This window comes from Streptomyces sp. NBC_01317 (assembly GCF_035961655.1).
GTDB lineage: Bacteria > Actinomycetota > Actinomycetes > Streptomycetales > Streptomycetaceae > Streptomyces.
This window is the reverse complement of sequence record NZ_CP108393.1, coordinates 3,769,619-3,795,218: the sequence shown is the minus strand read 5'-3', so window position 1 is coordinate 3,795,218 and position 25,600 is coordinate 3,769,619. Positions and strand designations below refer to the sequence as shown.

The following is a 25,600-nucleotide window of genomic DNA, read 5'->3' as shown; positions in this document are numbered from 1 at the left end:
GCCATGCCCAATGGTCAGTGGTACCCGCCCGAGTGGCCCGAGCGGATCCGTGCCCTCGCCGCCGGTGAGATCACGGCGGTGACGCCACGGCGCGCGGCGACCGTGATGCTGCTGCGTGACGGCCCCGCGGAGGCGGGCGGGGCGGTGGCGGGCGCCGGGGCGGGCCCCGGTCGGCCCGAGGTCCACATGCTGCGCCGGCAGGCGTCGATGGCCTTCGCGGCCGGTGCGTACGTCTATCCCGGGGGCGGTGTGGACCCCCGCGACGACGACCGGCCGGTCGGCTGGGCCGGTCCTGGCCGGGACGTGTGGGCCCGCCGTCTCGGCGTGGACGCGGCCTCCGCGCAGGCGATCGTCTGCGCGGCGGTCCGCGAGACGTTCGAAGAGGCGGGCGTCCTGCTCGCGGGCGAGACGGCGGAGACCGTCGTCGGCGACACCACGGGCGACGACTGGGAGGCCGACCGCGCGGCGCTCGTCCGCCACGAGCTGTCCTTCGCGGACCTGCTCGACCGCCGCGGCCTGGTGCTGCGCAGCGACCTGCTCGGCGCGTGGGCGCGCTGGATCACCCCGGAGTTCGAACCGCGCCGGTACGACACCTGGTTCTTCGTGGCCGCGCTGCCGATCGGCCAGCGCACCAGGAACGCGTCCACGGAAGCCGACCGTACGGTGTGGATCGGGCCGGGCGCGGCGACCGAGGCGTACGACAGGGGCGACCTGCTGATGATGCCCCCGACCGTCTCGACCCTGCGGGCGCTCGCGCCGTACGGCTCGGTGGCCGAGGTGCTCGCCACGGCCGGGGACCGCGACCTGACGCCCGTACTGGCGACCGCGCGGCTGGTGGACGGGGAGCTGGTGCTCAGCTGGCCGGGGCACGAGGAATTCACCAAGCGCGTGGACCCGGCCGAAGGAGGGCCCCGATGACGGACGCCGCAGCTCTGCCCGGTCAGCCGCGCGGCGGGACGCTCTCCGGACCCGCCACCGCCCGCGCGGTCAACGTCCTCGCGCCGAACGCCTCCGCCATGACCCTCGACGGCACCAACACTTGGATCGTCTCCGAACCGGACTCCGATCTCGCGGTGGTCATCGACCCGGGCCCACTGGACGACCTCCACCTCCAGGCGGTCGTCGACACCGCCCGGCAGGCCGGCAAACGGGTCGCGCTGACCCTGCTCACCCACGGTCACCCGGACCACGCCGAGGGCGCGGCGCGCTTCGCGCAGCTGACCCGTACCCACGTCAGAGCCCTCGACCCCGCACTGCGCCTCGGCGACGAAGGACTGGCGGCGGGCAACGTGATCACCACCGGCGGTCTGGAACTGCGGGTCGTCCCGACCCCCGGTCACACCGGCGACTCGCTCTGCTTCCACCTGCCCGCCGACCGCGCGGTGCTGACGGGCGACACGATTCTCGGGCGGGGCACCACGGTCGTCGCCCACCCGGACGGCCGGCTCGGCGACTACCTCGACTCACTGCGCCGCCTGCGCTCGCTGACGGTGGACGACGGCGTCCGTACGGTGCTGCCGGGCCACGGTCCCGTCCTGGACGACGCCCAGGGAGCGGTCGAGTTCTACCTCGCCCACCGCGCGAACCGGCTGGCCCAGGTCGAGACGGCGGTGGAGAACGGCTTCCGCACGCCGTCCGAGGTGGTGGAGCAGGTCTACGCGGCCGTGGACAGGTCACTCTGGCCGGCGGCGGAGCTGTCCGTACGAGCGCAGCTGGAGTACCTGCGCGAGCACGGTCTGATCAGCTGATCATTCGGTCCGAACACGCCACCGTCCGGGCGCCTGTACGGCGGCCCGGACGATGGTCCTACAGATGCGGCAGATTCAGCGGCCCAGCGGCCAGCGGCCCAGCGGCCAGTGGCCCAGCGGCCAGTGGCTCAACGCGAACGCTTCGCGAGGCGCTCCACGTCCAGCAGGATCACCGCACGCGCCTCCAGGCGCAGCCAGCCGCGCTGGGCGAAGTCCGCGAGCGCCTTGTTGACCGTCTCGCGGGACGCGCCGACCAGCTGGGCCAGCTCCTCCTGCGTGAGGTCGTGGACGACGTGGATGCCCTCCTCCGACTGCACACCGAAGCGGCGCGACAGGTCGAGGAGCGCGCGGGCCACGCGGCCGGGGACGTCGGAGAAGACCAGGTCGGACATCTGGTCGTTGGTCTTACGGAGGCGGCGCGCGACGGCGCGCAGCAGCGCCGTGGCCACCTCGGGCCTGGCGTTGAGCCAGGGCTGGAGGTCGCCGTGACCGAGGCCGAGGAGCTTGACCTCGGTGAGCGCGCTCGCCGTGGCCGTACGCGGGCCGGGGTCGAAGAGGGACAGCTCGCCGATCAGCTCGCCGGGGCCGAGCACGGCCAGCATGTTCTCCCGGCCGTCCGGGGAAGTGCGGTGGAGCTTGACCTTGCCTTCGGTGACCACATAGAGACGGTCGCCGGGGTCGCCCTCGTGGAAGAGAGCATCACCGCGGGCCAGCGTCGCTTCACTCATGGAGGCGCGGAGCTCTCCGGCCTGCTCGTCATCGAGCGCCGCGAAGAGCGGGGCACGCCGCAGAACGTCGTCCACGTGTTCTCTCCTTGTCGACCTGCTCAGGGAACCAGAGCGGAACCAGGGTCCCCATAATGCCGTACGTGCTGTCCGTTCTCGGGTGGCTCCGTATCTCACGGCCCTCTCGCCGTCTGCCGGGCCACCCCGTGTTCGAAACCGTGTGATCGGTCACAAGCTTGACGTACAGGGGCCCCGGACCGTGCCCGGGAGGCCGATTCGAGTGGTGATCGGCCAGGGCCGGGGCGGATGTCAGTGGAGGGCTTTAGGCTGGCCGGGTGTCCAAAAAGCCGGTGACAGCGCAGGCAGAGAGGGCTGGAGAAGTGGCGGCCGACCGTAATTCCGCTGTGGGCGAACAGCCCTCGGAGCAACCGAAAAAAGCCGCGAAAGCCCCACGAGGCAAGGGGGCGGGCCGAGGCGTGCGCAAGGCCGCGGCCCGGAACGCGGCCCCGGGCGGAGCCGGGACGGAGACGGCCGCGCCGGGTACGCCCATCCGTACGGCGGCCAAACCGGAATCGAGACTGGCCATGGTCCGCCGGGCCCGGCGGATAAACCGCGAGCTGGCCGACGTGTATCCGTACGCCCACCCCGAGCTGGACTTCCGGAACCCGTTCGAGCTGCTGATCGCCACCGTCCTCTCCGCCCAGACGACCGACCTGCGGGTGAACCAGACCACCCCCGCGCTCTTCGCCGCCTACCCGACGCCCGAGGACATGGCCGCGGCCGTGCCCGAGGAGCTGGAGCAGATCATCCGCCCGACGGGCTTCTTCCGGGCCAAGGCGCGGTCGCTCATCGGACTGTCGACGGCCCTCCGGGACAACTTCGACGGTGAGGTCCCGGGCCGCCTGGCCGATCTGGTGACGCTGCCCGGTGTCGGCCGCAAGACGGCGAACGTGGTGTTGGGCAATGCTTTCGGGGTCCCTGGTCTGACTGTGGACACCCACTTCGGCCGGCTGGTGCGCCGCTGGAAGTGGACGGAGCAGGAGGACCCGGAGAAGGTCGAGGCGGAGATCGAGGCGATCTTCCCCAAGAGCGAGTGGACGATGCTCTCGCACCGGGTGATCTTCCACGGCCGCCGTATCTGCCACTCGCGCAAGCCCGCGTGCGGCGCCTGTCCGATCGCGCACCTCTGTCCGTCGTACGGAGTGGGGGAGACGGACCCGGAGAAGGCGGAGAAGCTCCTCAAGTACGAGAAGGGCGGCTACCCGGGGCAGCGTTTGAGCCCGCCCGCCGACTATCCGGGCAGGCCGGCGCCTCCGCTGGGCGCGGGTGCCGGTGCGGAAGCCGGTGGCGGCGGTACGGGCGCGGAATGAGGCACGAGCCGGCGAGTCTCCCCGTACCGGACACCGGTCCCACGGATCGCACCGACGGCACCGACCGCGCGGAAGAACGGCGCGCGTTGAGCGCATGAAGGGCCCGCGCCGTATGACGTCACAGCCGCACGACGCGAGTGCCGTGCGGCGACGCGTCACAGCCGTACGGCGACACACACGGGTGGAGCCGGACGAGGGCGGAACGATCCGGCCGACGGCAGGCGTTAGGCGACAGGGGTGCAGATGACGCGCGCTGACAGGACGTACCACAACCGGACGTACGGCGACCCGGCATACGACGACCGTACGACCGGGGTCGACGTGACCACGGACGGGCTGCCCGACTGGCTCATGCCCGTCGCGCGCGCCGCGCTGGGCGTGGCGCCCGAGCAGCTGAGCCGTTTCCTGCCGCCCAAGAGCGGCGGCGGACGGCAGTCCGCCGTGCTCATCCTCTTCGGGGAGGGCGAGCGCGGCCCCGAGCTGCTCCTCATGGAGCGGGCGGGGAACCTGCGTTCGCATCCGGGCCAGCCGTCGTTCCCCGGCGGCGCGCTCGACCCCGAGGACGGCGACCCGACGACCACCGGGCCCCTGCGGGCGGCGCTGCGCGAGGCGGAGGAGGAGACCGGCCTCGATCCGTCGGGCGTCCAGCTCTTCGCCGTACTGCCCGCGCTCTACATCCCCGTCAGCGGCTTCGTGGTGACCCCCGTGCTCGGCTGGTGGCGCAGGCCCACCCCGGTCGCCGCCGTCGATCCCGCCGAGACCGCCCGCGTCTTCACCGTCCCCGTGGCGGAGCTCACGGACCCCGACCACCGCGTGAGCGCCCTCCACCCCAGCGGTTACCGGGGCCCGGCCTTCCTGGTCGCGTCCACCCTGGTCTGGGGTTTCACCGCCGGACTGATCGATCGCATCCTGCATTTCGCCGGTTTCGAGGTCCCCTGGGACCGCTCGAAGGAGGTCCCGCTGGACTGGCGCGCGTGACAGGCTGATTCCCGCCCGGGACGCGCCGGCCCCGCCTGCCCGTCCCCGCCCGACCCCGCTGCCCAGGCCGTTGACGAATCTGCGAGGCTAACGACGGTGAACGTGCTGGACATCCTGCTGCTGCTCGCCGCTGTGTGGTTCGCGATCGTCGGCTACCGCCAGGGCTTCGTGGTCGGCATCCTGTCGGTCATCGGTTTCCTCGGGGGCGGCCTCGTCGCCGTGTACCTGCTCCCGGTGGTCTGGGACAACCTCACCGAGGACGCGGAGGTCTCCACCACGGCCGCCGTGGTCGCGGTCGTGATCGTCATCGTCTGCGCCTCCATCGGCCAGGCCTTCACGACCCACCTCGGCAACAAGCTGCGCCGCTACATCACGTGGTCGCCGGCGCGCGCCCTGGACGCGTCCGGCGGGGCGCTGGTCAACGTGTTCGCCATGCTGCTGGTCGCCTGGCTGATCGGCTCCGCCCTCGCGGGGACGACGCTGCCCACGCTCGGCAAGGAGGTACGCAGCTCCAAGGTGCTCCTCGGCGTCTCACGGGTGATGCCCACCCAGGCCTCCACCTGGTTCTCGGACTTCTCGTCCGTCCTGGCGCAGAACGGCTTCCCGCAGGTCTTCAGCCCCTTCGCCAACGAGCCCATCACCGAGGTCCAGCCCCCCGACCCCGCGCTCGCGGGCAGTCCCGTCGCGGCCCGCGCCCAGAGGTCCATCGTCAAGGTCGTCGGTACGGCCCAGAGCTGCGGCAAGGTCCTCGAAGGCTCGGGCTTCGTCTTCGCCGACCGCCGGGTGATGACCAACGCGCACGTGGTCGGCGGGGTGGACCAGCCGACGGTCCAGATAGGCGGCGAGGGCAAGCTGTACGACGCGAAGGTCGTCCTCTACGACTGGCAGCGCGACATCGCGGTGCTGGACGTGCCGAACCTGCCCGCGACCCCGCTCCGCTTCACCGACAACGAGGCGCGCAGCGGCGCCAACGCGATCGTGGCGGGCTTCCCCGAGAACGGCGCGTACGACGTGCGCTCCGCGCGTGTCCGGGGCCGTATCAACGCCAACGGGCCCGACATCTACCACCGCGGCGAGGTCAGCCGCCGGGTGTACTCGCTGTTCACGACCGTGCGCCAGGGCAACTCGGGCGGCCCGCTGCTCACACCGGACGGCAAGGTGTACGGCGTGATCTTCGCGCGGTCGCTCGACGACGCGAACACGGGGTACGCCCTGACGGTCGACGAGATCCGCGAGGACATCGAGAAGGGCCGTACGGCCAATCAGGAAGTCGACAGCCAGGGGTGCGCGCTGTAGCGGTGGGGCCCGTCCCCATGTGCGCGTGGGGCCTATGTGCGCGTGGGGCCCGTCCCTATGTGCGCGGGTGGCGCAGCCGGGCCGAGACCCAGCGCGCCCTGCGGCGGAGAATGAGGGAGATCCCGAGCCTCGGATCATGCTCCTGATCGTGCGGGCCGCCCCTCTCGTGGGTGATCGGCACAGTGGCCGAGCGGCGCTTGCGTGGTGCGTCACCGTAGTCGTGCGTCCAGCCCATACGGGGACGTGTGCCCGTGCCCCAAGGTCGATAACCGCGCGGGGGAGGGCCAATTGGCCTATGCGCCCGGCAAGTGGCCCTTCTTAGGACGGGTGTTCGTGATGGTGTTCGAGACGCCGTTTACGACGGTGTCGGATCGCGCGCTCAGCGGTCCGGTTCCGGGTCCTTGAGCCAGTTGATCAGCTCCGAGGAGAACGCCGCCGGGTCCTCCTCGTGCGGGAAGTGCCCGAGCCCGTCGAAGAGCCGCCACCGGTAGGGCGCCTCCACGTACTCCGCTGACCCCGCCGTGCTGCGCGTGCGCATCGCCGGGTCCAGCGACCCGTGCAGCTGGAGCGTGGGCACCCGTACCGGCCGCTTCATGCGCCGGTTGAACTGGATGCCGTCCGGGCGCGCCATCGACCGCACCATCCAGCGGTACGGCTCGATCGCGCAGTGCGCCGTCGACGGAATGGTCATCGCCCGCCGGTAGACGTCGATCGCCTCCTCGTCCGGCAGCGTCGGCCCCGACCACTCCCGGATCAGCTGCCCCACCAACGCCGCGTCGTCCGCGACGAGCTGACGCTCCGGCAGCCACGGCCGCTGGAAGCCCCAGATGTACGAGCCGGCCCGGCTCTGCGACAGGTCGGAGAGCATCGAGGAGCGCCAGCGGCGCGGGTGCGGCATCGAGGACACCGCGAGCCTGCGCACCAGCTTGGGCCGCATCACGGCGGCGGTCCACGCGAGGTATCCGCCCAGGTCGTGTCCCACGAGCGCCGCGTCGGGCTCGCCGAGGGAGCGCACGACGCCGGTGATGTCGAGGGCCAGGTTGGCGGGGTCGTACCCCCGCGGCGTACGGTCGCTGCCGCCCACCCCGCGCAGGTCCATGGCCACCGCGCGGTACCCGGCGTCCGCGAGCGCCGTCAGCTGATGCCGCCAGGTCCACCAGAACTGCGGGAAGCCGTGCAGCAGCAGCACCAGCGGCCCGTCGCCCACCTCGGCGATGTGGAAGCGCGCGCCGTTGGCCGCCACATCGCGGTGGACCCACGGACCATCGAGGCGGACGGCGGAGGCGGAATCAGGGACGGTCATGCGGACGAGCGTGCCACAGACTTGGTCTCCTGCCCGACCCCCCGGGGGTGGGGCTTCGCGTTCTGGAGGACGGACGCCGTCTCCTTGGACGAGGCGATGGACTTCTCCGGCGGCTTGATCTTCTTGAACTTGAGTACGGCGAACCCGCCCAGCAGGCCGGCGAGCACCACGAACGCCCCGCCGACGATCAGGAACGACCAGGCGAGCCCGAGTCCCCAGTTGTGGATGCCGTACGCGGCCGCGAAGCTGAACACCGGCAGGGAGAACAGGGCGAGGATTCCCGCGACGGCGATGGCCCCGCCGCCGATCGCACCCCGCTTGACGTCCTGCCGGATCTCCGCCTTGGCCAGCGCGATCTCGTCGTGCACCAGCCCGGACAGCTCGGTGGTCGCCTCGGCGACCAACTGGCCGAGGCTGCGGTCGGCGCTGACGGGTTCCACGATGACGCCGGTCCGGACTGCGTCGGCGGCTTGCCTGCCGGGGTCGCTCACGGTGACTCCCTCTTCTCGCTCTGGTTCTCGCGTGTGTCAGATCATGCCGGACCGTCGCCGTCATCGCGCGCTGCCCCCGCGTGTTCCGCCAGACGGCGGTGTTCCGCGGCCTTCGCCTCGAAGATCGCGGCCATGCGCAGGTGATACCCGGGATCGTCCTGTTCATAGATGTCCGGTACGCCGTCCTGGTCCTCGTCGCGCTCCTCGTCCGCGCAGAGCGCGCGATAGGTCCGTACGCGGAGCTTGAGCAGGACCCCGGCGAGCACCGCCGCGATGAGGGAGCCCAGCAGGACGGACGCCTTCACCTCGTCGGTCAGCGCCGCGTTCCCGGCGAACGCCAGCTCGCCGATGAGGAGCGACACGGTGAAGCCGATCCCGGCGAGGACGGCGACCGCGAACACGTCCGGCCAGGCCAGATCCTCGTTGAGCCGCGCCCGGGTGAAGCGCGCGGCCAGCCACGTACCGCCGAAGATCCCGACCGCCTTGCCCGCCACCAGCCCCAGGACCACACCCAGGGTCTCGGGGCGGGTGAAGACGTCGCCGAGGACGCTGCCGGTCACCAGGACGCCCGCGGAGAAGAGGGCGAACACGGGGACGGCGAGTCCCGCCGACAGGGGGCGCACCAGGTGTTCGACGCGCTCGCCCGGGGACCGCGTCTCGTCGCCTGTCCTGACGCAGCGGAGCATCAGCCCCATCGCCACGCCCGCGATGGTGGCGTGGATGCCGCTGTTGTACATGAGCGCCCAGTTGACCAGGGCGAGCGGGACGTACACGTACCAGCCCCGTACGCCCGTCCTCAGCAGCAGCCAGAACACGGCGAGGCCGGCGAACGCGCCACCGAGCGCCGCGAAGTTCAGATCGCTCGTGAAGAAGATCGCGATGATCAGGATCGCGAAGAGGTCGTCGACGACGGCGAGGGTGAGGAGGAAGGCGCGGAGCGCGGCGGGCAGCGCGGTGCCGAGGACGGCCAGGACGGCGAGGGCGAAGGCGATGTCGGTGGCGGTGGGGACGGCCCAGCCGTCCAGCGATCCGCCGCCGACCACGTTGACCACCAGGTAGACGAGGGCGGGCGTCGCCATCCCGCAGAGCGCGGCGACGACGGGCAGGGCGGCGGCGCGGGGATCGCGCAGCTCACCGGCGACCAGCTCGCGTTTCAGCTCGACCCCGGCGACGAAGAAGAAGACGGCGAGCAGTCCGTCGGCCGCCCAGTGCTGTACGGAGAGGTGGAGGCCGAGGGCGGAGGGGCCGAAGTGGAAGTCCCGCACGGTGGTGTACGACGCGCTGACCGGGGTGTTCGCCCAGATCAGGGCGGCTACGGCGGCGGCGAGGAGGAGCAGTCCGCCCACGGTTTCGGTACGGAGCGCGTCGGCGACGTAGTTGCGCTCGGGCAGCGACAGCCGGCCGAGGAACTTACGGGCGGTGGCGGTGGCCGTGGGGGCTGGCACGGGGTCGTACCTCCGGGGCGGTTCGGCGGACATGGCGGATCACGTTGCCGACCAGACTTCCCGGCGCACCCAGAATTCCTTGTTCATTTGTCGATGTCGCGCACACTCTACGCGGGTGTGCGCGGGGGCACCCGGTTCGACGGACTCCGGGTGCCCCCGCGTGCGTGCGGGTCGTGCTCAGTCCTCGCTGGTCGCCGACGGCAGCTGCGTCTGGATGAGGTCCATGACCGAGGAGTCGGTGAGCGTGGTGACGTCTCCGAGCGTCCTGTTCTCGGCCACATCGCGCAGCAGGCGCCGCATGATCTTGCCGGAGCGGGTCTTCGGCAGCTCCGCCACCGGGAGGATCCGCTTGGGCTTGGCGATCGGGCCCAGAGCCGTACCGACGTGGTTGCGCAGCTCGGCGACGAGCCCGTCGTCCACGCTCGCGGTGCCGCGCAGGATGACAAAGGCGACGATGGCCTGGCCGGTGGTCTCGTCGGCCGCGCCCACGACCGCCGCCTCCGCGATCTTGGGGTGCGAGACCAGGGCGGACTCGACCTCGGTGGTGGAGATGTTGTGACCCGAGATCAGCATCACGTCGTCCACGCGGCCCAGCAGCCAGATGTCGCCGTCGTCGTCCTTCTTCGCGCCGTCACCCGCGAAGTACTTGCCCTCGAAACGGGACCAGTACGTGTCGATGAACCGCTGGTCGTCGCCCCAGATCGTACGGAGCATCGACGGCCACGGCTCCGTCAGGACCAGATAGCCGCCGCCCCCGTCCGGGACCTCGTTGGCCTCGTCGTCCACCACGGTGGCGGAGATGCCGGGCAGGGCCCGCTGGGCGGAGCCCGGCTTCGTCTCGGTGACCCCGGGGAGCGGTGAGATCATCATGGCGCCGGTCTCGGTCTGCCACCAGGTGTCCACGATCGGGGCCTCGCCGGCGCCGATGTGCTCGCGGTACCAGATCCACGCCTCGGGGTTGATCGGCTCGCCGACCGAGCCCAGGACCCGCAGACTGCTCAGGTCGAACTTGGCGGGGATGTCGTCGCCCCACTTCATGAACGTACGGATCGCGGTCGGCGCGGTGTAGAGGATCGTCACCCCGTACTTCTGGACGATCTCCCAGAACCGCCCCTGGTGCGGGGTGTCGGGGGTGCCCTCGTACATGACCTGCGTGGCGCCGTTGGCGAGCGGGCCGTACACGATGTACGAGTGGCCCGTCACCCAGCCGACGTCAGCAGTGCACCAGTAGACGTCCGACTCGGGCTTGAGGTCGAAGACGGCGTGGTGGGTGTAGGCCGCCTGGGTGAGGTAGCCGCCGGACGTGTGGAGGATGCCCTTCGGCTTCCCCGTCGTCCCGGAGGTGTAGAGGATGAAGAGCGGGTGCTCCGCGCCGAACGCCTGGGGGGTGTGGTGCGGGGTCTGGCGGGCGACGATCTCGTGCCACCAGACGTCACGGGTGCTGTCGAAGGCGGTGTCCTGCCCCGTACGGCGGACCACCAGCACATGCTCGACCTGCGGACACTTGGTGACCGCCTCGTCGATGGCGGGCTTGAGGGCGGTCGGCTTGCCGCGGCGGTAGCCCCCGTCGGCGGTGATGACGAGCTTGGCGTCCGCGTCCTGGATGCGGGAGGCGACCGCGTCGGCGGAGAAACCGCCGAAGACGACGGAGTGCGCCGCTCCGATCCGGGCGCAGGCGAGCATCGCGACCGCGGCCTCGGGGATCATCGGCAGGTAGATCGCGACCCGGTCGCCGGACTGAACGCCCAGCTCCGTCAGCGCGTTGGCGGCGCGGGAGACCTCGTCCTGAAGCTCCGTGTAGGTGATCGAGCGGCTGTCGCCCGGTTCGCCCTCGAAGTGGATCGCGACCCGGTCGCCGTTGCCGGCTTCCACGTGACGGTCCACGCAGTTGTACGCGACGTTGAGTTCACCGTCCGCGAACCACTTCGCGAAGGGCGGGTTCGACCAGTCCAGCGTCTCGGTCGGCTCGGTGACCCAGGTGAGCCGCCTCGCCTGCTCGGCCCAGAAGCCGAGCCGGTCCGCCGCGGCCTGCTCGTAGGCCTCCGCCGTCACGTTGGCGTGCGCGACCAGCTCGGACGGCGGCGCGAACCGCCGCTCCTCCTTGAGCAGATTGGCCAGGCTTTCGTTGCTCACGACATCTCCCTCTCCCGGGCGTCCCCAGGGCGTCCTATGTGTCCCTGGCCTAGCTCATCAGGCGGATGCCCGGGTGACAAGGCCCTTCCGGTAATTGGTTTAGACCTGTGTGGGGTGCGGCGCTTGTGCGCGGGGTGCGGTCCTGTGTACGTGGAGGATCTTCGCGTACGAGACGTTCTTCACGTACACAGGGGCGTGGCCCTCCGCCCCGGGCGGCGGGGAAGAGGGCCACAAGGGGCCACACACTCTCACGGACGGCGGAGGCGGACGGTTCAGGCGCGCGACTCCTCCAGGGCCGTGGGGGCCACGCGGTTGAACACCTCTTCGGAGCCGCCCCCCGAACTCCCCGTCGTACTGCCGTCGGCCAGCAGGTAGGCCTGCGCCTCGCCGACGTGGAAGTACATGCCGTGCAACTCCAGCCTCCCTTCGGCGAGTCCGCGCGCGACCGCGTCGTGGGCGCGCAGATGCGCCAGTTGCTGGACCACGTTGGTCAGGCAGAGCTGTTCGATCGCGTCGGCCGGCAGCCGTCCGGAGATCCTGGCCCAGGAGTGGTGCTTGCTCTTCATCCGATCCAGGCTCGGCTGTCCGTGCCGCAGCCAGCGCCGGAGGGGGGTGCGGGGCTCGCCGTTGACGTCCGGCGTGTTCAACAGGGCCTGCATCGCGCCGCATCCGGAGTGTCCGCAGACGGTGATGGACTGGACCTGGAGGACATCCACCGCGTACTCGATCGCGGCCGCCACCGAGTCGTCCGTACCGTGCGCGCTGTCGGCGCCGGGCAGCGGCACGAGGTTGCCGACGTTCCGTACGGTGAAGAGGTCGCCCGGGCCGCTGGACGTGATCATGCTGGTGACCAGCCGGGAGTCGGCGCAGGTGAGGAACAGCTGCGACGGCCGCTGCCCCTCCCGGGCGAGCCGCGCCAGCTCGTCCCGGACGCGGGGGGCCGTGTTGCGCTGGAACGAGCTGATGCCGCTGGCGAGTTGACGACTGCTCGCCCCACCGCCCACGGGGCGCCGTCCTTCGAGGTGCGGCTGGGTGACGCGCGGGGCTGACGTGCCGAGGCCCGACGTGCTGTTACGGAGCACCGGGGGGCCTGTGGTCGAGGGGGAGGGAGCGGGGGAGGCGGACGCGGAGGACGGGGTGGGGGAGGCGGGGAAGCGTCCTGGTGCGCCCGTACCGAACGGACCTGCGTCGGACGGACCCGTACCGGATGAAGCCGTACCGGATGAAGCCGTACCGAACGAGATCGCGTCGGAGGCGACCGGGCCTGACGGGCTGGCTCCCGACACCTCGGCGACAGCCGGTTCCGCCGCCGGATGCTCCCCGCAGTGGTGGTTACGCCACGGCGTCCACGGACGGCAGCAGGACTGGAGCTCCGTCGTCGGCTCCGCGATCCGCCCGCCGGCCCGGCCGGTGAACTCCGCCGTCCCTCCTTGCGCGAGATGCGAGGTCTGCCAGTCGTGCAACGCCTCGTACGCCGCGTGGTCCATGAAGGACCCGTCCAGCTCGACCACACTGTCCGCGCGCTGCGGCACCTCCTGGAGGATCCGGCTGAGCCGCGGCACCGCCAGGAACGTCAACTGCCCCCGGACCCGGATGCGGTGGACTCCGTTCCGCTCGGCCACCGTGATCCGTGTCCTGGTCAGCCGGTGCATCGCGACCGCCACCGCGACGGCGATCCCGATCGCCACCCCTTCCAGGACGCCGGTGAACACCACCCCGGCCAGCGTCACCGCGTACACCAGCATCTCGCGGTTCCGCTTCACGCTGCGCAGATGGACGAGGTTGACCATCTGGATCCCCACGACCATCACCAGCGCGGCCAGCGCCGCCAGCGGGATCAGGTCGAGCACCGGCACCAGCAGCAGCGCCGCGACCGCGACCCACAGGCCGTGCAGCATCGTCGAATTCCGGCTCACCGCGCCTGCCGCGACATTGGCGGAGCTGCGCACGGCGACGCCGGTGATGGGCAGCCCGCCGAGCGCGCCGGAGAGGATGTTGCCCGAGCCCTGTCCGAACAGCTCGCGGTCGAGCCGGGCGCGCGGGATCCGGACGGCGGGCTCCTTGCGCATGGCCACCAGCTTGTCCACGGCGACGGCGGAGAGCAGCGATTCGACGCTGCCGACCAGGGTGACGGTGAGGACGGCGGCGATCAGCCCGAGCACCGGGCCCTGAGGCAGCTCCGGCAGGGCGTGGTTGCGCCACGAGGGCAGGTCGACGCGCGGGAGGCCCACCCCGAGCACGGCGGCCACCGAGGTCGCCAGGGCCACCGCGGCGAGCGTGGCGGGGACCTTCCGTACGAACCGGCCGCCGCGCCCAGGAATCCGTGGCCAGGCGAGCAGCACCACGATCGTGAACACGCTGACCGACACCGCGCCGGGATGCAGGTCCGCCAACTGGGCGGGGAGTCCTTTGACGTTGGCGACCGCGGAGCTCTGCGGGGAGCCGCCCAGCACGATGTGGAGTTGGGACAGCGCGATCGTGACGCCGATGCCGGCGAGCATGCCGTGCACGATCGCCGGGCTGACGGCGAGGGCCGAGCGGGCCACCCGCAGCGCCGAGAGGCCGAGTTGGGCGAGGCCGGCGCAGACGGTGATGGCGCAGGTGGTGCGCCAGCCGTACAGCTGGATCAGGTCGGCCGTGACGACGGTGAGCCCGGCGGCGGGGCCGCTCACCTGGAGCGGCGCGCCGCCGAGGCGGCCGACGACCAGGCCGCCGACGGCCGCCGCGACCAGGCCGCCCTGGAGCGGCGCGCCGGTGGCGAGTGCGATGCCGAGCGAGAGCGGCAGCGCGATCAGGAAGACGGTGACGGAGGCGGACAGGTCGGCCCCGGCGATCCGGAACCGGAACCGGGATCGGAACGGGGGCCGGGAGCCGGGGGACGGCGGGTCGGTACGGGCCGGTCGAGCGGCGCCGTCGGCGCGAGTGGGTACGCGGGCAGACATGTTTCCCGTCTCCTCCGGGGCAGCGCGGTCGCGGAACGTGGGGGTCGCGGCCGTGGGTCACGGCGTGCAGCGGCGGGATGCAACAGCGGGATGCTCAGTGCAACTCTTGGTAAACAGATCGTAATGGAGAGTAAAGACTCAGGCATGACTTACGGGGCAAATGGGTCAATCAATCACTCGAACTAGCGATTAGTCATTTTGTACGGCTTGTCGTTTCATCTTCCTTTTGTTCGTGGTGCGAGGTTGGCGGCGCTCGGCGCCGTGCCGGCACCTCGCCGCTCGGCACTTCGGTACGCGAACCCTGAAGGAAGAGGTGGGCGGATGCTGGCCGCCAGAAAGAGAATCACCTTCGGCGCCGCCGTCACGGCGCTCGCCGTCGGTCTGACCGGCTGTTCCGGTGGTGGCCCGGGGGGCGGGCCCGAGGCCGAGAACGGCGCGTACGGCGCCAGGAAGGCGCCCGCGGCGCCCAAGAACGTCGTACGGCTCATCGGCGACGGCTCCACCGCGTACACCGGTGCGCAGCCGCGGCTGCCCAAGCCGCAGCGGTTGAAGCCGGGTCAGAAGCCCCCGCAGTTCGTGGTGTTCTCGTGGGACGGGGCGGGCGAGGACAGCCAGCGGCTCTTCTCCCACTTCCGAGAGGTGGGCAAGAAGTACGACGCGACGATGACGTACTTCCTGAGCGGGGTCTATCTCCTCCCCAAGGAGAAGGCCCGGCAGTACGACCCGCCGCAGCACGCGGCCGGCAGCTCGGACATCGGCTTCAACGACACCAAGGGGATCTCGGACACCCTGCGGCAGCTGCGCGGCGCCTGGCGCGACGGCAACGAGATCGGCACGCACTTCAACGGCCACTTCTGCGGCAAGGACGGGGGTGTCGGCACCTGGTCGGTCGACGAGTGGAAGAGCGAGATCAGCCAGGCCAAGGCGTTCGTGAAGGGCTGGAAGACCAACGCGGGGCTCGCGACCGAGGCGCCGCTGCCCTTCGACTACGACAAGGAGCTGGTCGGCGGCCGTACGCCCTGCCTGGAAGGGCAGAAGAACATGATGCTGGCCGGGCGGACGATGGGCTTCCGCTACGACTCCAGCGGCGTCGGCAACCAGGTCTGGCCGAAGAAGACCGAGGGCCTCTGGGACCTGCCGCTCCAGCTGGTGCCGGTGCCGGGGCGCGCCTTCGAGACGCTGTCGATGGACTACAACTTCATGTTCAACCAGTCGGGGACGACCAAGGGCGACCCGGCCAAGCACACGTACTGGGGCAACCAGATGCGGGACGGCCTGCTCAAGGCCTTCGACCGGGCGTACGACGGCAACCGCGCCCCGCTGATCATCGGCAATCACTTCGAGTCCTGGAACGGCGGCACGTACATGCGCGCCATCGAGGAGACGATCAGGACGGTCTGCGTCCAGCGGGACGTGCGCTGCGTGTCGTTCCGTCAGCTGGCGGACTGGCTGGACGCGCAGGACCCGCAGACGCTGGAGAAGCTGCGCGGCCTCGGCGTCGGCCAGGCCCCGAAGGGCGGCTGGGCCCCGTACATGACGGACCCGACCACCCTCACCCCGTCCCGGGCCCCGGCGGGCCCCGAACAGAAGAACTGACCGACCTGGCCCCGCGCCGGCCGGCACGGTGTCGGCCCGGCTGAGGTCCGGCGGGGTCTCAGCCGGGCTGGGGCACGGCTGACGCTTCGCTGAGGATGAAGGCGGGGTCGACCTGGGAAGCCAGGCAGATTCCTCCTTCTGCGGCCCTCGCGCCGTTCGGCGCCTGGGGCGCCTGCCGGGCTTCGGGCCGCTGCGCCGGACTCCGTCCGCCGGTAGCGCGGCCGGGGTCCGGCGGGGTCTCAGCCGGGCTGGGGCACGGCTGACGCTTCGCTGAGGATGAAGGCGGGGTCGACCTGGGAAGCCAGGCAGATTCCTCCTTCTGCGGCCCTCGCGCCGTTCGGCGCCTGGGGCGCCTGCCGGGCTTCGGGCCGCTGCGCCGGACTCCGTCCGCCGGTAGCGCGGCCGGGGTCCGGCGGGGTCTCAGCCGGGCTGGGGCACGGCTGACGCTTCGCTGAGGATGAAGGCGGGGTCGACCTGGGAAGCCAGGTCGACGCCCGTCTTCGCGTTGCCCCAGCTCTCCGCGTTCCTGAGGTGGAAGTGGACCATCTGCCGGGTGTACCGCTCCCAGTCGCGATTCTCGTACGAGTCCTCCGCCGCGTCCTGGAGGGTCTGGAGCGCGCAGCGGTTGTCCGCCTCCAGCAGCTCGAAGCGGGGCGGGCGGCCCTTCTCCATCGCCCGGACCCAGTTGGAGTGACCCACGGTGACAAGCAGGTCCTCGCCCACCTCCTGGCGGAGGAAGTCCACGTCGTCCTCCCCCTGCACCTTGTTGCCGACGACCTTGAGCGAGACGCCGAAGTCCCGCGCGTACTCCTTGTACTGCCGGTAGACCGAGACACCCTTGCGCGTCGGCTCCGCCACCAGGAACGTCATGTCGAACCGCGTGAACATCCCCGACGCGAAGGAGTCGGAACCGGCCGTCATGTCGACGACGACATATTCGTCCGGCCCGTCGACCAGGTGGTTCAGGCACAGCTCGACCGCGCCGACCTTGGAGTGGTAGCAGGCCACCCCGAGGTCGGACTCGGTGAAGGGCCCCGTGGCCATCAGCCGGATCTCCCCGTCGTCCAGCCGGACGGCCCGCGCGCACGCGTCGTACACCGGGTTGTCCTCGTTCACCCGGAGCAACCGCGACCCCTCGCCCGGCGGCGTCGTCTTGATCATCGCGTCGGCGGACGCGATCCGCGGGTTGCTGCCGCGCAGATAGTCCTTGATCAGCGGAAGATGCGCGCCGAGCGCGGGCAGCGCGGCCGACTCCTCGTCCGTGAGGCCGAGCGCGGGCCCCAGGTGCTGGTTGATGTCGGCGTCCACCGCGACGACGGGAGCCTCATTGGCGGTCAGATGGCGGATGAAGAGCGAGGACAGCGTCGTCTTGCCGCTGCCGCCCTTACCCACGAAAGCGATCTTCATGTTCACGTAGGTTAGCGGCTCACCGTGTTCGCCGGTCACATTCAGTGAAGAAGACCACTCCAAGGTGGGGCGCCCCTCGCGGGCGCGTAGCCTAGCTACTTATGAGTACGACTTCCTCTGACGCCTCTTCCGCTCCGCGGCCGGAGGAACCCCTGCTCGCGCTGGCCTCCCTGCCGGGCGTCCCCGACGCGGTGGATTCCGTGCGCAGGGCGGTCGACCGCGTCTACGGCCACCGGGTGATGCGCCGCCGGAGCAACGAGGTCGCCTCGGAGGCGGCCCTGCGCGCGGCACGTGGTTCCGCCGCGCTGTCCGGCGCCGACTGGGCGCTGGAAGAGGTGCGCAGGCGCAGCGACTTCGGTGCCGACGACGAGGCCCGTACGGTCGGCGCCGCACTGCGCCTGACCGCCGAGGCCGGCCAACTCCTTTCCATCTGGGACCAGTCACCGGTACGGGTGCTGGCCCGGCTGCATCTGGTGGCGGCGGGCGGCGCGGGCCCCGCCGACGACACGGTCGGACGGCCCCGGCTGGCCGGCGAACGTGTGACGGAGACCCCCGGCGCCGATGCCACGGGACCGCTGACCGAGGCGCCGCTGCCCGGCGCCGCCGAGGTGGCGGGACGGTTGGAGGGGTTGTCGGCCCTGGTCGTGGCGGGGAGTTCGGCGCCGGCGCTGGTGACGGCCGCGGTGGTGCACGGCGAACTGCTGGCGCTGCGCCCGTTCGGTTCGTACAACGGCCTCGTGGCGCGCGCCGCCGAGCGCATCGTGCTGACCGGCAGTGGGCTGGACCCCAAGTCGGTCTGCCCGGCGGAGGCCGGCCACGCGGAGCTGGGCCGCGCCGCGTACGCGGCCGCCTTCGCCGGCTATCTGTCGGGCACCCCGGACGGGATGGTCACGTGGATCGCGCACTGCGGCCGCGCGATCGAACTGGGAGTGAGGGAGTCCACGGCGGTATGCGAGGCCCTCCAGCGCGGTGCGGCTTGAACGCGCCGCGTTCTGTAGCTCTCGCGCTTTGAACCGGCCGCGCTTTGAACCTGTCGCGCCCCTGAATTTGCCAGCGCTTATTGCGAACGGCGGTCCGGTCCGCATTCCCGTCGCCCGGACGGACCGGGCAGAATTGCGGCGGCATCACTTTCGATGCCGCCGCCAACACGTCCGCCGAGTTACCAAGCGTCCTCGAAGTAGTGCCCATCAGGTCGGGAACTTCGCCCGTCACCTGGTGCGGCTGGCCCGTAATCGACGGGTCGACGTCGCGTGGGTACTCGACTTCCGTGCTTCGGTCCGTGGGGCCTCAAGCGTTTCTCAGGTGATCCTCTCGGATGTCCTTGGTCTCGCGGGCCGTTGATTCCTTTGTACTCCTGTCCCCAGGGATGCGAAACCCCCGGCTCGACTTCTTTACTTTCATGTTCAAACAGGTGCGAAACGGGCGGTTGGCGATTAGGGAACGGGCAGCGGACGAGGACGAAACGGGCGGCGGGTGGTGGTGAGGGAAATGGGCGCCGTCGGACGGGGGCAAGTGCTCACACGGGCGCCGTCGTCCGGCGGCGGCTCGCGTACCAGACGAGCCCCGCCGTGGCCGCCGCCGCACCCACGGCCGCCGCGGCCACCAACGCCGGGCGCGCCGGCATCGACAGGGCGGGCAGCCGCCGCTTCAGCCGAACAGGCCTGCTGAAGACCAGGATCGGCCAGTCGCGCGCGATCGCCTCCCGCCGCAGCGCGCGGTCCGGATTGACCGCGTACGGATGGCCGACGGACGACAGCATCGGGACGTCCGTGATGGAGTCGCTGTACGCGTAGCAGCGCGACAGGTCGTAGCCCTCGGACTCGGCGAGCGCCTTGACCGCCTCGGCCTTGGTCGGCCCGTACGCGTAATACTCCACCTCGCCGGTGAAGCAGCCGTCGACGCCGACGGCCATCCGGGTCGCCACCACCCGGTCGGCGCCGAGGAGTTCGCCGATCGGTTCGACCACCTCCGCGCCCGAGGTGGAGACGATCACCACGTCCCGGCCGGCGGTGTGATGGTCCTCGATGAGGGATGCCGCTTCGTCGTAGATGATCGGGTCGATGAGATCGTGCAGGGTCTCTGCGACGATCTCCTTGACCTGTGAGACGTTCCAGCCTTTGCAGAGCGCGGAGAGGTACTCCCGCATCCGCTCCATCTGGTCGTGATCGGCGCCTCCGGCGAGGAAGACGAACTGCGCGTAAGCGGTCCGTAGTACCGCCCGGCGGTTGATCAGACCGCCTTGGTAGAAGGGCTTGCTGAAGGTCAACGTCGATGACTTCGCAATGACCGTCTTGTCCAGGTCAAAGAAGGCAGCTGTGCGCGGCAAGGAGCGGATTTCCACGAGGGTGAGCATATGCGCCCACCATTCGGCGTAAGGTCCGGCGCGTGGGTTTGCCTGAGAAGGCCGTCGGGTACACCATGGAAGTCACGGATCGTTCGCGACCGTGCTAACCCGGCCCGACTCCTCCCCCCCCGAGTCTGGCTGTGGGGACGACCCCCGCTCTCCCCCCCGGCGGGGGTCGTCGCATGTCCGGACGCGTTTTCGTCTCTCGAATCCCGTTGTCCCCCCTCTCCTGACTTCGCTCGATTCCGTCTGCGGTGCGGCGTGCGGCGGCGTGTTTCCATTCATACCCCTCACTCTGCGTAGCCGATGCGCTGCGCTGCGGAAGTCACCGGTATGAGCGAGCGGGATATTCACAACCTGTGAGTTGTCCACAGTTTTCGAGCAAGATCCACACGATTTCCTGTTCCCCTGCACGGTGATTCCGACCGCGAAGTTCGCGGAAGCCGGAATCACAGATACCGGATGCCAGCGAGACCGCTGAGAAGCGCTCGCAGATCCGGGATCGAGGCAGAGATGAGGGGGGCGGAGATCGTGGCGGGATCCATGACATCCGATCGGGCACAGGTCGCCGGAGGGCGACGGGCGGGACCGCTGATCGTGACCGAGGACGCGGATCTGCTCGACGATCTGCTGCGGCTGTGTGCTGCGGCGGGCGCGGAGCCGCAGGTGCACCACGGGGTGCCGGAGGCGAAGGGGTGCTGGGAGGACGCGCCCATGGTCCTGGTCGGGGACGACGCGGCGGCGCGCTGCCGCGGTGCCACCCGCAGGAGGGGGGTGATGCTGGTGGGCCGCGATCAGGACGATCCGGACGTGTGGCGGCGGGCCGTGGAGATCGGCGCCGACTGTGTCCTGCGGCTTCCCGACGCGGAGGGCTGGCTGGTCGACCGGATCGCTGACGCGGCGGAGGGCGTGGGCCGGCAGGCGCTCACGGTCGGCGTGATCGGCGGGCGCGGGGGCGCGGGGGCCTCGACCCTGGCGTGCGCGCTGGCCGTCACCGCGGCCAGGGCAGGCCGGCGCACGATGCTCATCGACGGCGATCCGCTGGGCGGCGGGCTCGACGTGCTGCTCGGCGGTGAGCAGACCGAAGGCCGGCGGTGGCCGGATTTCGCGGCCTCGAAGGGCCGGGTCGCCGGGGGCGCGCTGGAGGAGTCGCTGCCCCGGCTGCACGAGTTACGGGTGCTGAGCTGGGATCGCGGTGACGCGGTGGTGGTTCAGCCGGAGGCCATGCGGTCCGTGCTCGCGGCGGCCCGTAGGCGCGGCGGCATCGTGGTGGTGGATCTTCCGCGCCGGATCGACGAGGCCATGGCGGAAGCCCTGGCCCAGGTGGATCTCGGGCTGCTGGTGGTGCCCGCCGAGCTGCGGGCCGTGGCGGCGGCCGGGCGGGTGGCTTCCATGGTCGGCATGGTCCTCCAGGACCTGCGGGCCGTGGTCCGGGGGCCGTACGCGACGGGTCTGGACGAGCGGTGGATCGCGGGCGCGCTCCGGTTGCCGTTGGTGGGCGAACTGCCCTGGGAGCCGGGCCTGGCCCAGGCGCAGGAGGGCGGTGCGCCGCCGGGATCGAGTGCCCGTGGCCCGCTCGCCGCGTTCTGCACCGCGTTCTGGGAGCGGGCGCTGGCCGGCGAGGGGAGTGTGAGCCCGTGAACGGCCGTGCGCGGGACGAGGTCCCGTACGGCGGGGCGCCGGCGGGCGGCCTGCTGGACGCGGTGCGGCAGCGGCTGGCGGAGAGCGGGGCCGAACCGACCCCGGCGCGGGTGGCGGCCGCGCTGCGGGCCCAGGGCCGGCTGCTCGGGGACGCGGAAGTGCTCGGCGCTGCGGAGGAGTTGAGGTGCGAGCTGGTGGGCACGGGGCCGCTGGAGCCCCTGCTCGCCGATCCGTCGGTGACGGACGTCCTGGTCTCGGCGCCCGACCGGGTGTGGGTGGACCGGGGCGGCGGGCTGGAACTGACCGGTGTGGCGTTCGCCGACGCCGCTTCCGTACGGAGGCTCGCGCAGCGGCTGGCGGCGGTGGCGGGGCGGCGGCTGGACGACGCGCGGCCCTGGGTGGACGCCCGGCTGCCCGACGGCACACGGATGCACGCGGTGCTGCCACCGGTGGCGGTCGGTTCGCCGTATCTCTCGCTGCGGGTGGTGCGGCCCAAGGCGTTCTCGCTGGGGGAGTTGATCGCGGCGGGGACGGTGCCGCCGGGCGGCGACCGGGTGCTGCGCGCGCTGGTGCAGGCGCGGCAGTCCTTCCTGATCAGCGGCGGTACGGGCACGGGCAAAACCACGCTTCTCTCGACGTTGCTCGGCCTGGTCGGTCAGCGGGAGCGGATCGTTCTGGCCGAGGACTCGGCGGAGCTGCGGCCGGACCACCCCCACGTGGTGCGGCTGGAGTCCCGGCCGGCGAATCAGGAGGGCGCGGGCCTGGTGACGCTGGAGGACCTGGTCCGGCAGGCGCTGCGGATGCGGCCCGACCGGCTGGTCGTCGGCGAGGTGAGGGGGCGTGAGGTGACGGACCTTCTGGCCGCCCTCAATACAGGCCATGAAGGCGGCTGCGGGACGGTGCACGCCAATACGGCGGCCGATGTGCCCGCCCGGCTGGAGGCGCTCGGGACGGCGGCGGGGCTGGACCGGGCGGCGCTGCACAGCCAGCTGGCGGCGGCGCTGTCGGTGGTGATCCATCTGGTGCGGGACCGCGACGGGCGGCGTCGGCTCGCGGAGGTGGATGTGCTGGAGCGGGACAGCGCGGGGCTCGTGGTGCCGGTGCCCGCGTTGCGGTGGGGAGCGGAGGCGTTCGCGTACGACCGGGGCTGGCCACGGCTGTTGATGCTGATCGGAGGTGCCTTGTGACGACGGTGTCGATGTCGGCGGCGGCATACGCGGCGATGGTCTGCGCGGGGGCGGCGGCCTGGCTGACGGTCGACCGCAACGTGGCGGCGCGACGGGCCACGGTGCTGTTCGTGGACGGTGACGGTGCGGACGCCGGCCGCGCGGGGGACGGCCGGTGGGCGTGGGCGGCGTCGTGGCGGCGGTGGCGGGTGGGCGTGGTCCTGCGGGCGCGGCGGTTGCGTGGGGAGTGGCTCTGTCTGCCGGTGGCGGGAGTGCTTGCCGTGTTGGGGGACTCCGTGCTGCCGCTGATCGGGGGCGCGGTCGCCGTGCCGCTTGTGCGGCGCCGGCTGCGGGCCCGGGAGCGGGCGAAGGCCGCTGAGCGGCGGGCCGGCGGTGTGGTGGCGCTGTGCGGGGCGGCGGCGGGGGAGCTGAGGTCCGGTGCGCAGCCGGTCCAGGCGCTGCTGGCGGCCGCGGTGGCGACCGGGGGCCTGGGGGACGCCGAGGCCCCGGTGGTGGCCGCCGCGCGGTTCGGCGGGGAAGTGCCCGAGGCGTTGCGGCAGGCGGCGCGTGAGCCCGGATGCGAGGGCCTGGCCGGGCTCGCGGCCTGCTGGCGGGTGGCCGTGGACGGCGGGGCGGGTCTGGCCGCCGGTCTCGACCGGTTGGAGGCCGCTCTGCGGGCCGAGAGGGAGCAGCGGGAGGACCTGCGTGCCCAGTTGGCCGGCGCGTGGTCGACGGTCGTGGTGCTCGCGCTCCTCCCGGTGCTGGCTCTGGCGATGGGCTGGGCGCTCGGCGCGGATCCGTTGCGCGTGCTGCTGCACACCCCCGCCGGGCTGGGCTGTTTGGCGGTCGGCGGGCTGTTGGAGGGGGCCGGTCTGTGGTGGGCCGGCCGGATCGTGCGCATGGGGGTGGGGACATGAGCGGGGAGTTGACCCATCGGCTGTGGGCGGTGGGCTGGGCGCTGGCCGCTGTCGGGTGCCTGTTGTTCACGGTGGTGGCGGTGCGGTACGAGCGCCGGGTGCGCAAGCGGCTCGCGGTGGTCCTGTCCGTGGAGTGCGGGCGGCGGCGGCGAACGTGGCCGGACGTGAGGGCCTGGGCGCGGCGTTGGGGCCCGGTGTTCGCCGCTGTGGTCACCGGCTATGTGCTCGTCGGAGGCGTGACCGGCTGGGTCGTGGGATGCGCGGGGGCGTATGGGGTGCGGCGGTGGCTGAGGAGCCGGGCCCCCGACGACGCTGCCGTCGCGGCCGACGAGGCGGAGGCGGCGCGCCAACTCCCGCTTGCCGCCGATCTGCTGGCGGCCTGTATCGCCGCCGGGGCGGGTCCGCGTGAGGCGGCCGAGGCGGTCGGTGAGTCGCTGGGCGGACCGGTCGGGGACCGGCTGGCCCGGACCGCCGCGGAGCTTCGGCTCGGCGGTGAACCGACCGCGGTGTGGGGGAGGTTCGGCGCGATACCGGGCGCGGCGGGGCTGGCCAGGTGTCTGGAGCGGGCCGGCGTCAGCGGGGCACCCGCGGCCGAGCCGGTGGCGCGGCTGGCCGAAGGCCTCCGGGCGGAACGGGCCCGTACGGCGGTGGCCCGCGCCCAGCGGGCGCAGGTGCTGATCACCGCGCCGGTGGGGCTGTGCTTCCTGCCCGCGTTTCTGGCGGTGGGGGTGGCGCCGGTGGTCATCGGCCTGGCGGGCGGACTGCTGCGCGGCGGGTGAATGGAGGCCGCCGTCAATGGCGCCGGGATCTTTTCGTTCTTCGAATTCATGTTCATTTCACGGATCACGGGAGGTAGGCATGCGGGAGTTCGGCATGGGGGTGCGGGCGGGTGTGCGGTGGCTGTGGCTGTGGCTGTGGCTGCGGCTGCGCGGCACGCGGACGGACGCGGGGATGGCGACGACGGAGTTCGCCATGGTGACGCTGGCCGCCGCCGCGCTGGCGGCGGTGCTCTACAAGGTGGTCACGGGCGGACAGGTCTCCGACGCGCTGCGGTCGGTGATCGGGGAGGCGCTCGGTGCGCGGTTCTGACAGTCGGCGACCGGTGAGGGACCAGCAGGGACCGATGAGGGCCCATGGGCGACCGAGGAGGCGGTCCCGCCGATCCAGTACGGGCCCCGGGCCATTCACGGCGGGCCCCGGGCCATCCACGGCGGGCCACGTGGCAGCCGCCACCGGCTGCGGGCCATCCGCGACGGGGCGCGGGCCATCCGGGACGGGCCGGAGGCGATCCGCGACGGGTTCCGGGGTGGCCGCGATGGGCCGCGGTCCATCCGCGACGGAGCAGGGGGCAGCCGCGACGGCCCGCAGGCGATCCGGGACGGGTCCCGGGCGATCCACGACGAGCCGAAGACGGTTCATGACGGGCGACCGGGGGTCCGTGACGGTGGAGGCGGCGATGGCCGTCCCGGCGCTGGTGGCGTTCACCCTGGCGCTGGTCTGGGCCCTGACGGCGGCATCCGCGCAGATCCGGTGCGTCGACGCGGCGCGGGCCGGGGCGCGAGCGGCCGCCCGGTCGGAGCCGGAGGCCGAGGCGCTGGCGGCGGCCCGTTCGGCCGCTCCGGAGGGCGCAAGGGTCACGATGGCGCGGTCCGGGGACCTGTGGCGGGTACGGGTGGAGGCGCCCACCCCCGGGCCGGGTGCGCTGGCCCTGACGCTCGGTGCGGAGGCGGTGGCTCCGGCTGAGGACGCCCAGGACGGAGCTGGAGGCGGCCTTGGAGGCCCTGGGGCCATGGGGGTGGCGTCATGAGCGGGGACCGGGGGGCCGCGACGGTCTGGGTGGCGATGGCGGCGACAGCGATGTGCGCGGTGTTCGCGCTGGTCCTCGCCCTCGGCCAGGCGGTCGCCGCTCGTCATCGGGCCGGGGGCGCCGCCGATCTCGCCGCCCTCGGCGCGGCCGGGCGGGCGCTCCAGGGCCGGGCCGCCGCCTGCGACCGGGCGGCGGAGGTGGCCGCCGCCCAGGAGGCCGAGCTGGTGCGGTGCGCGCTGATGGGGGAGATCGCGGACGTGACCGTACGGGCGCGCTTCGGCCCGTACGGCC

At 72.0% G+C, this 25,600-nt stretch carries 22 protein-coding genes and 1 pseudogene; 14 read left to right on the top strand and 9 right to left on the bottom strand.

Annotated features, from left to right (window positions below; all coding sequences use genetic code 11):
- Nucleotides 1-3 precede the first annotated feature (3 nt).
- Together OG349_RS16100 and OG349_RS16095 are read left to right on the top strand one after the other, a co-directional pair.
- The gene (locus OG349_RS16100) at nt 4-918 is read left to right on the top strand and encodes an NUDIX hydrolase (RefSeq protein WP_327235259.1); all 915 of its coding nucleotides are present in this window, start codon (nt 4-6) and stop codon (nt 916-918) included.
- Nucleotides 915-1,748, top strand: coding sequence for an MBL fold metallo-hydrolase (locus OG349_RS16095; RefSeq protein WP_327235258.1), 834 nt, complete (start codon nt 915-917; stop codon nt 1,746-1,748). The genes OG349_RS16100 and OG349_RS16095 overlap by 4 nt, the downstream gene beginning before the upstream one ends.
- Before the next feature lie 128 nt (nt 1,749-1,876).
- On the opposite strand, the gene OG349_RS16090 is transcribed toward OG349_RS16095, so the two are convergent.
- Entirely contained in the window at nt 1,877-2,551 is a 675-nt protein-coding gene (locus OG349_RS16090; protein ID WP_161307922.1) for a Crp/Fnr family transcriptional regulator, read from the bottom strand.
- A 302-nt stretch (nt 2,552-2,853) separates the two neighbouring features.
- Here OG349_RS16090 and nth point away from each other — a divergent pair, with 302 nt between their 5' ends.
- The 3 genes from nth to OG349_RS16075 all read left to right on the top strand — a co-directional run bounded on the left by nth (nt 2,854) and on the right by OG349_RS16075 (nt 6,117).
- Nucleotides 2,854-3,843, top strand: coding sequence for an endonuclease III (nth, locus tag OG349_RS16085; protein WP_442806390.1), 990 nt, complete (start codon nt 2,854-2,856; stop codon nt 3,841-3,843).
- 351 nt (nt 3,844-4,194) lie between these two features.
- Nucleotides 4,195-4,821, top strand: coding sequence for an NUDIX hydrolase (locus OG349_RS16080; RefSeq protein ID WP_327238595.1), 627 nt, complete (start codon nt 4,195-4,197; stop codon nt 4,819-4,821).
- A 96-nt stretch (nt 4,822-4,917) separates the two neighbouring features.
- Nucleotides 4,918-6,117, top strand: a complete 1,200-nt coding sequence (locus OG349_RS16075; RefSeq protein WP_327235257.1) for a MarP family serine protease — start codon at nt 4,918-4,920, stop codon at nt 6,115-6,117.
- 55 nt (nt 6,118-6,172) lie between these two features.
- On the opposite strand, the gene OG349_RS16070 is transcribed toward OG349_RS16075, so the two are convergent.
- The 6 genes from OG349_RS16070 to OG349_RS16045 all read right to left on the bottom strand — a co-directional run bounded on the left by OG349_RS16070 (nt 6,173) and on the right by OG349_RS16045 (nt 14,431).
- Nucleotides 6,173-6,352: a hypothetical protein gene (locus tag OG349_RS16070; protein WP_161307926.1), complete on the bottom strand. Its 180-nt coding sequence runs from the start codon at nt 6,350-6,352 to the stop codon at nt 6,173-6,175.
- Between the two features lie 144 nt (nt 6,353-6,496).
- The gene (locus OG349_RS16065) at nt 6,497-7,420 is read right to left on the bottom strand and encodes an alpha/beta fold hydrolase (protein ID WP_327235256.1); all 924 of its coding nucleotides are present in this window, start codon (nt 7,418-7,420) and stop codon (nt 6,497-6,499) included.
- Nucleotides 7,417-7,911, bottom strand: coding sequence for a phage holin family protein (locus tag OG349_RS16060; protein ID WP_401867797.1), 495 nt, complete (start codon nt 7,909-7,911; stop codon nt 7,417-7,419). The genes OG349_RS16065 and OG349_RS16060 overlap by 4 nt, the downstream gene beginning before the upstream one ends.
- A 41-nt stretch (nt 7,912-7,952) precedes the next feature.
- The gene (nhaA, locus tag OG349_RS16055; RefSeq protein WP_442806260.1) at nt 7,953-9,389 is read right to left on the bottom strand and encodes a Na+/H+ antiporter NhaA; all 1,437 of its coding nucleotides are present in this window, start codon (nt 9,387-9,389) and stop codon (nt 7,953-7,955) included.
- A 144-nt stretch (nt 9,390-9,533) separates the two neighbouring features.
- Nucleotides 9,534-11,489: an acetate--CoA ligase gene (gene acs, locus OG349_RS16050; RefSeq protein WP_327235254.1), complete on the bottom strand. Its 1,956-nt coding sequence runs from the start codon at nt 11,487-11,489 to the stop codon at nt 9,534-9,536.
- A gap of 272 nt (nt 11,490-11,761) precedes the next feature.
- Nucleotides 11,762-14,431, bottom strand: a complete 2,670-nt coding sequence (locus OG349_RS16045; RefSeq protein WP_327235253.1) for a bifunctional SulP family inorganic anion transporter/carbonic anhydrase — start codon at nt 14,429-14,431, stop codon at nt 11,762-11,764.
- 321 nt (nt 14,432-14,752) lie between these two features.
- On the opposite strand from OG349_RS16045, the gene OG349_RS16040 reads away from it, so the two are divergent.
- Nucleotides 14,753-16,027 (top strand): hypothetical protein, encoded by a 1,275-nt coding sequence (locus OG349_RS16040; protein WP_327235252.1) that lies wholly within the window; start codon nt 14,753-14,755, stop codon nt 16,025-16,027.
- A gap of 420 nt (nt 16,028-16,447) precedes the next feature.
- Here the strand turns inward: OG349_RS16040 and OG349_RS16035 are convergent, their stop codons facing one another.
- Complete coding sequence (locus OG349_RS16035; RefSeq protein WP_327235251.1) at nt 16,448-17,434, bottom strand: ATP-binding protein; 987 nt, start codon at nt 17,432-17,434, stop codon at nt 16,448-16,450.
- A gap of 101 nt (nt 17,435-17,535) precedes the next feature.
- Between OG349_RS16035 and OG349_RS16030 the strand changes: the two genes are divergently transcribed.
- Nucleotides 17,536-18,414 carry an oxidoreductase gene (locus OG349_RS16030; RefSeq protein WP_327235250.1) on the top strand — a complete coding sequence of 293 codons (879 nt, stop codon included), beginning with the start codon at nt 17,536-17,538 and terminating at the stop codon, nt 18,412-18,414.
- 536 nt (nt 18,415-18,950) lie between these two features.
- Here OG349_RS16030 and OG349_RS16025 read toward each other — a convergent pair.
- Nucleotides 18,951-19,787 (bottom strand): HAD family hydrolase, encoded by an 837-nt coding sequence (locus OG349_RS16025; RefSeq protein WP_327235249.1) that lies wholly within the window; start codon nt 19,785-19,787, stop codon nt 18,951-18,953.
- 534 nt (nt 19,788-20,321) lie between these two features.
- On the opposite strand from OG349_RS16025, the gene ssd reads away from it, so the two are divergent.
- The 7 genes and pseudogenes from ssd to OG349_RS15990 all read left to right on the top strand — a co-directional run.
- On the top strand, nt 20,322-21,419 hold the full coding sequence (gene ssd / locus OG349_RS16020; protein ID WP_327235248.1) for a septum site-determining protein Ssd: 1,098 nt from the start codon (nt 20,322-20,324) through the stop codon (nt 21,417-21,419).
- Complete coding sequence (locus OG349_RS16015; RefSeq protein WP_327235247.1) at nt 21,416-22,606, top strand: TadA family conjugal transfer-associated ATPase; 1,191 nt, start codon at nt 21,416-21,418, stop codon at nt 22,604-22,606. Before ssd ends, OG349_RS16015 begins: the two co-directional genes overlap by 4 nt.
- An 11-nt stretch (nt 22,607-22,617) precedes the next feature.
- Nucleotides 22,618-23,502 carry a type II secretion system F family protein gene (locus OG349_RS16010; protein ID WP_327238593.1) on the top strand — a complete coding sequence of 295 codons (885 nt, stop codon included), beginning with the start codon at nt 22,618-22,620 and terminating at the stop codon, nt 23,500-23,502.
- A complete protein-coding gene (locus tag OG349_RS16005) occupies nt 23,499-24,281 on the top strand; it encodes a type II secretion system F family protein (protein WP_327235246.1) in 783 nt (260 codons plus the stop codon). Before OG349_RS16010 ends, OG349_RS16005 begins: the two co-directional genes overlap by 4 nt.
- 79 nt (nt 24,282-24,360) lie before the next feature.
- Nucleotides 24,361-24,591 (top strand): DUF4244 domain-containing protein, encoded by a 231-nt coding sequence (locus OG349_RS16000; protein WP_327235245.1) that lies wholly within the window; start codon nt 24,361-24,363, stop codon nt 24,589-24,591.
- 328 nt (nt 24,592-24,919) lie between these two features.
- Complete coding sequence (locus OG349_RS15995) at nt 24,920-25,309, top strand: TadE family type IV pilus minor pilin (RefSeq protein ID WP_327235244.1); 390 nt, start codon at nt 24,920-24,922, stop codon at nt 25,307-25,309.
- A pseudogene (locus tag OG349_RS15990) lies at nt 25,306-25,566 on the top strand (Rv3654c family TadE-like protein); the annotation flags it as partial. The gene OG349_RS15995 and the pseudogene OG349_RS15990, both read left to right, overlap by 4 nt.
- Nucleotides 25,567-25,600: the final 34 nt, after the last annotated feature.